General features: G+C 43.5%; 7 protein-coding genes. 3 read left to right on the top strand and 4 right to left on the bottom strand.

Features of this window, described 5'->3' with window-relative positions:
• The first annotated feature begins 486 nt into the window (after positions 1–486).
• Together P8O70_05575 and P8O70_05570 are read left to right on the top strand one after the other, a co-directional pair.
• The gene (locus P8O70_05575) at positions 487–1,395 is read left to right on the top strand and encodes a NifU family protein (GenBank protein ID MDG2196345.1); all 909 of its coding nucleotides are present in this window, start codon (positions 487–489) and stop codon (positions 1,393–1,395) included.
• A complete protein-coding gene (locus tag P8O70_05570; GenBank protein MDG2196344.1) occupies positions 1,364–1,789 on the top strand; it encodes a hypothetical protein in 426 nt (141 codons plus the stop codon). Before P8O70_05575 ends, P8O70_05570 begins: the two co-directional genes overlap by 32 nt.
• Before the next feature lie 4 nt (positions 1,790–1,793).
• On the opposite strand, the gene plsX is transcribed toward P8O70_05570, so the two are convergent.
• The 4 genes from plsX to P8O70_05550 form a co-directional block, all read right to left on the bottom strand.
• Positions 1,794–2,840: a phosphate acyltransferase PlsX gene (gene plsX / locus P8O70_05565; GenBank protein MDG2196343.1), complete on the bottom strand. Its 1,047-nt coding sequence runs from the start codon at positions 2,838–2,840 to the stop codon at positions 1,794–1,796.
• Positions 2,841–2,901: 61 nt separating this feature from the next.
• Complete coding sequence (gene rpmF / locus P8O70_05560) at positions 2,902–3,087, bottom strand: 50S ribosomal protein L32 (protein ID MDG2196342.1); 186 nt, start codon at positions 3,085–3,087, stop codon at positions 2,902–2,904.
• A gap of 27 nt (positions 3,088–3,114) precedes the next feature.
• Positions 3,115–3,639: a YceD family protein gene (locus P8O70_05555; GenBank protein ID MDG2196341.1), complete on the bottom strand. Its 525-nt coding sequence runs from the start codon at positions 3,637–3,639 to the stop codon at positions 3,115–3,117.
• A gap of 5 nt (positions 3,640–3,644) precedes the next feature.
• Positions 3,645–3,956, bottom strand: coding sequence for a 4Fe-4S dicluster domain-containing protein (locus tag P8O70_05550; GenBank protein ID MDG2196340.1), 312 nt, complete (start codon positions 3,954–3,956; stop codon positions 3,645–3,647).
• 263 nt (positions 3,957–4,219) lie between these two features.
• Between P8O70_05550 and P8O70_05545 the strand changes: the two genes are divergently transcribed.
• Complete coding sequence (locus P8O70_05545; GenBank protein MDG2196339.1) at positions 4,220–5,233, top strand: COX15/CtaA family protein; 1,014 nt, start codon at positions 4,220–4,222, stop codon at positions 5,231–5,233.
• Positions 5,234–5,279: the final 46 nt, after the last annotated feature.

The raw sequence follows: 5,279 nt of genomic DNA, 5'->3' as shown, positions 1-5,279 counted from the left end.
CTATGCATCCTCTAGAGGCGCTTCTGCAAGAGATCACTGAAAACAACTCTGCAACCAACACCAAACGCACCAAAACAGTTTTAGGCAATGCCTAAAAAAACAAAAAGGGGTCAAAGTTACTTTTAGTATCTCCGACCCCTTCTTCGGCTCACCATTAATCAAGTGTCCGTTTCGGGTAAGGTTGCCATTTCCTCAACGTCTCCAACTCTGAAAATAACCTCGCTTTTCTGGGAGTTGATTTCTCTCCCTGACTCAGTTCTTGAAAAAGTTGTTGCTGAAGATTTCGGACTCTGCTAAGGACCTTTAGTGTCTTCCTTTCCATAACCCCTCCTGTTTGGCTAAGGTGAAAAAGACAAAAACGCTTCAGACTATATAGGCTTATTTATAACTTCAAGAATCTTTCAACATATCAACCGGCTCAAATTGACAGCCAACAACCCTTGAGATATTCTTAGTTCATTAGCAACCTCCCTCAACAGGTGATCCATGTTCAAATTCAAGGATCTTTCAAATACTGAAGATGAGTTATTCCGTCCAGAAAATTATCAACTGAGCGTCAAAGATTTTTTTGCAAAGCGCCGCACTGCGGAGCGAGTTTACTTGTTTGATCTTCGGGGTGCGGGTGATTATGAAATTTCCCATTTGCCTGGTGCACATAATCTTCCTATTGAGCACTTCGAAAATTCAATCTACCAAATGCCTTTCACTGGAGACATTTTACTTTACGGTGGAGGACAAGGAGAAACACTAACAGCAGCTGAAATTCTCTACGACAATGGCTTTGATACGTTCTACTATGTAGACCGCTTCTTGGATCTTTATGAACAAGTAGATGAATCATTTTTTACTATTAGTCCTGAGGCTTTGAAAAAAATCCAATCTCCGCATGAGGATGCCTCAGATGGATGGCTACTAGCTGTTGAACCAAAATCTCCGACCAAAGGTGTCTATACACTTCGACCTCTAAAAGATGACGATACCGAGCAAATGCAACGTTTCGAGAAGGAAGGAATTATTTTCTGGATGGATTTCTCATTACTACCATTTCTAGAAGGTACCGAAATCCAAATTGATGAAGACACAGGGGAGATCGAGGTAGTTAATGAAGGACTTGGTATAGGGAAACTACGTGGAAATTTTGAAGATCGAGTGCGTCAAGTTTTAGATGAGCAGGTCAATCCTATGGTTGCTTCCCATGGAGGTGTCGTCAGTTTAAGTAAAATTGAAAATGGTGAAGTATTCTTGAGATTTGGAGGAGGCTGCCAAGGATGTGGAATGGTGGATGTAACTCTTAAGCAGGGTGTAGAAGTAATGATGAAAGAAACTGTACCAGATATCGTTGCCATCCATGATGCAACTGACCATGATAGCGGATCAAATCCCTATTACCGCTGAATCGAACCGAGCAATAATGCAGGAAGAAGAAGAATTTTATGGGATGATTCATCAAGCCCGAGATGAGTTCCTTGAGAAGCATGAATTCCAGGATCAAACCTGGCAATGGGCCCGGGAATTGGATGATGAAGGCTTTTTCCTGTTTTGCTACCTGATGCATGATTACGATGAGAAACTGCTGAGCAAAAACTCCTACCAAGAGACAGTTTACACCCTGAATCTTCTGCGCCACCGCCTCCTACCCCTAGATCTCATTAATCAAGGGATCAGCCTGATGGATCAGTTTCAGATTCTCTTTAATTTATACGAAAGGCTAAAGCGAGAAAACATGCACTGGGACGCATGCGAAGAATTTGTGCAGGAGCAATTGAAGATGCACCTGCAACAAAACTGAGGATTTATCCAGTAGCAGCTAGTGGAGTGGTTTCGTTCCGTGGCAAAAGCAGATTCTGATTTTCTAGAACAAGGGAGGAAATTTTATCGTTCAACTTCATACTTGCACAGTTATCGGCATGACGAATTGCGTTTCTAATCGAGTAAGGCTTTGAGCTCCCGTGGCAGATGACGACTGTGCCCTGGACCCCGAGAAGTGGAGCTCCTCCAATCTCAGTGTAATCTCCCCTCTCTTTCAAAGCCTTGAATGGCCCCTTCATCAACAAATATCCTAACTTCGCCACCCAAGATTTCTCAATCTCTTCCTTAAGAACCTGCCTTACAAAATCAAAGGTCCCCTCTGCCACCTTTAGTGTGATATTCCCTACAAAGCCATCGCATACCACCACATCCACTTCATTCTGGTACATCAACTTGCCTTCGATGTTCCCATAAAAATTGAGCGTGCTCTTTTTTAGCAAGGGATAAGTTTCCTTAAGGTTTTGATTACCCTTACCCTCTTCTTCACCGTTGTTGAGAAGAGCTACCCGTGGATTATCGATGCTTAGCATCGTTTGAGCATAGGCTCCACCCATCAGCGCAAATTGCAGTAAATATTCTGGTTTGCAATCCGTATTGGCACCAATATCTAAAATCACGAAGGGGCGATTGCGATGTGTGCTCGGCATGAGGGTAGCGATAGCAGGCCGATCTATTTTTGGAATAGATTTAAGAACAAATTTGGCAGTAGCCATTGCAGCGCCTGTATTGCCGGCACTCACGACAGCACTAACCTCTCCACGCTTGTGCAGATCCATCGCAACACGGATTGAAGAATCCTTTTTCTGCCGTAACGCTTGACTTGGAGATTCATGCATTTCCACCATCTCCTCACAGTGGACAATACGGACTTTGTTTACTGAATGCGGCATGTTTTTTAGTCGGTCCTTGATTTGCGTCTCGTGACCAACAAGAACCACTTCAATGCCTAATTCGTTGGCAGCTCGTACGGCTCCCTCCAACTGGATGGATAATGGGGAATCTCCCCCCATCGCATCAACCGCTACTGGCATGCTTATACATGATGGTAGGTTGGAAGGGGGATGGATACCCCCTCGGAGGATTCTGATATAATTAAAACTGCTGCTTAACTTCCATAACTTGAACACCTTTAAAGTATCCGCAATGCTGACAAACTCGATGTGGACGTGTCATTTCACCACAATTGGTACAACTTGAAAGCGCAGGAACTGTAACATTGACATGACCTCTGCGGTTATCACGTCTGCTTTTGGAAATTTTTCGTTTTGGGACTGCCATGATTTCTCCATGTATTTGTGGGACCGATCAATTATTTTCCCAACCTGAATTACTCAGGCTTGAAAATGGATTATCTGTCTTCAGATTTTCAATTTCTTGAGGATTCAACGGGATTTCACAGGCTAATTGCCCTTGCTCCTCACACAAATTTCTAATTGGAAGAGCTAGTATTACCTGATCTTCTAAAATACTCTTCCAGTCAATTTGGTCATCTCGATAAAAGTCCATGTCCAAGTCTTCATCTTCCAAAAAAACTTCTTTCCCATTCTGAGAATCCAAATTCGCCTCAGGAACCATTTTGAAGGTGAATTCTTCGTCTACATCAAGTTTCAGCGGTTGACCACAACGATCGCAAGCAATTGATAACGTTCCTTCAAGATTTCCAGAACAGATAACTTCTTCTTTTTTTCGTTCTAGGTTAATACAAAATTGTAGAAGTGAACCTGCTACCAAGATATCGATGAGTCTGGGCATCTCATCTGCCTGAAGTTCACCTTCTTGAATCCAGGCCTTGGATTCTGACATCACAGAGACTTGAATAAATCTTTCCATGTCAATCAGTCACCTGCGGCTTTGATCTCGTCCAAAGTTCTTGCAGTAGATAAAGGATCTGATTTCTCGCTAATCACAGGAAATTCTTGGCTTTTATCAGCATTGATCTCTAAATATTCTTGATGCTTCTCAGGCAGATCCACATCCGCATAGATTGCCTCGACGGGGCATTCTTCCACACAGGCGTTGCAGTCAATGCATGATTCCGGGTTGATATAGACCATTTCTGGTCCTTCGTGGAAGGCCTCTACCGGACAGACCTCCACACAGTCAGTATACTTGCATCCATTGCAATGTGCAGTGACAACATAAGTCATTGGTAGCCTTCGACTGAGGAGAAAAATTGAACTGAGTCTTACTGAATAAAATTAAACTGTTTATGCTAAATCTAATTCACTCTGAGAGCAAGTTGAAACTAGACAATGTTATTGTTGGCTAGGTTAGAAGAACCATTTGTGTGCAAACGCAGCGTACGACCACACATCTGATTTTTGGTGTTTGGCTTGTTATTAAAGCCTCCATTAGTTAATTTTTTGGAAATCTCTTTTACAATTTCTACCTTCTTTAAAAATAATTTAAAATGATGAAATGGCTTGCACTAGGTTCGGCAATTCTCACTTGGCCTCTCATTTCATTTGGTGCCTTCGTACGTCTCAAGGGTGCTGGATTGGCTTGCCCAGACTGGCCACTGTGTTATGGGCAATTTATCCCACCACCTGGATACGAGATTGCGCTCGAAGTGGGCCATCGCTTCATTGCCACCCTGCTTGGTATGTTGATTGTTTTAATGGTTATACTAGCTTTCTCCCGTCCTCACTATCGTGAATACAGAAACCTCAGTCTGGTCTGCTTGGTAATGGTTTTAATCCAGGGAATACTTGGAGGGCTAACTGTGACGATGCTTCTGAATCCTTACATCGTCACAGGTCACTTGATCGGAGGAAATCTAACCTTTGCGCTGCTGGTTTATTTTGCTTGGAAGACTTTCCATCTCAACAAGCGCCCAAGAACGTTCAGTTGGGTAAGGTGGAGTAGTTGGAGCCCAATGACCAGGAAGATAGCTGGAATGGCACTAATACTTACGATAATTCTAATCTCCGGTGGTAAAAACAGCACAACCTATTCTGGTTACTCCTGTTCGGCTTTCCCTGGTTGTCATAGTGGCGCTCCTTTATCCATAGCCATACCAGCCCCAGATGGAAGTCCAAACGTACCAGACGCTTTTGTAGGACAGTTCATGCCGAATCACTTCAACGAATGGATTCACATGCTGCATCGCTTCTTCGCTATTTTTGGTGGAACTTGGCTAATGTTCTTGGCTTGGCAACTGCGCACGAGTTCATCTCTACCTGGAATTCGTCATGTCGGCTATGCAATTCTGCTACTGATTCCATTGGAGGTCTTAGTAGGTATAGTCAATGCGCTCTATCGGATTCCCGTTCCCGTTTCTGCTCTCCATACTGCTGTTGCTGCGACCCTTGTTGGCTTAATAGCATATGCACTTAGTGAATCTGTACTCTTGTCCAGTGAAAGTGAATATGCTTCAACCGAACACATAACCGCACGTCCAGCCCAAACTGGAGTTGCCGCATGAATACACTCCCTTTTTCGAACCGTACAGCCATCAGCGCTATTATCAC

It is taken from the genome of SAR324 cluster bacterium (assembly GCA_029245725.1).
Taxonomy (GTDB): domain Bacteria; phylum SAR324; class SAR324; order SAR324; family NAC60-12; genus JCVI-SCAAA005.
The sequence above is the reverse complement of the archived record's forward strand: the minus strand, read 5'-3'. Positions and strand labels throughout refer to the sequence as shown.

Coding starts and splice junctions, on each gene's coding strand:
- P8O70_05575 (MDG2196345.1), top strand. CDS start 487: ATGTTCAAATTCAAGGATCTTTCAAATACTGAAGATGAGTTATTCCGT.
- P8O70_05570 (MDG2196344.1), top strand. CDS start 1,364: ATGATAGCGGATCAAATCCCTATTACCGCTGAATCGAACCGAGCAATA.
- plsX (MDG2196343.1), bottom strand. CDS start 2,840: ATGCCAGTAGCGGTTGATGCGATGGGGGGAGATTCCCCATTATCCATC.
- rpmF (MDG2196342.1), bottom strand. CDS start 3,087: ATGGCAGTCCCAAAACGAAAAATTTCCAAAAGCAGACGTGATAACCGC.
- P8O70_05555 (MDG2196341.1), bottom strand. CDS start 3,639: ATGGAAAGATTTATTCAAGTCTCTGTGATGTCAGAATCCAAGGCCTGG.
- P8O70_05550 (MDG2196340.1), bottom strand. CDS start 3,956: ATGACTTATGTTGTCACTGCACATTGCAATGGATGCAAGTATACTGAC.
- P8O70_05545 (MDG2196339.1), top strand. CDS start 4,220: ATGATGAAATGGCTTGCACTAGGTTCGGCAATTCTCACTTGGCCTCTC.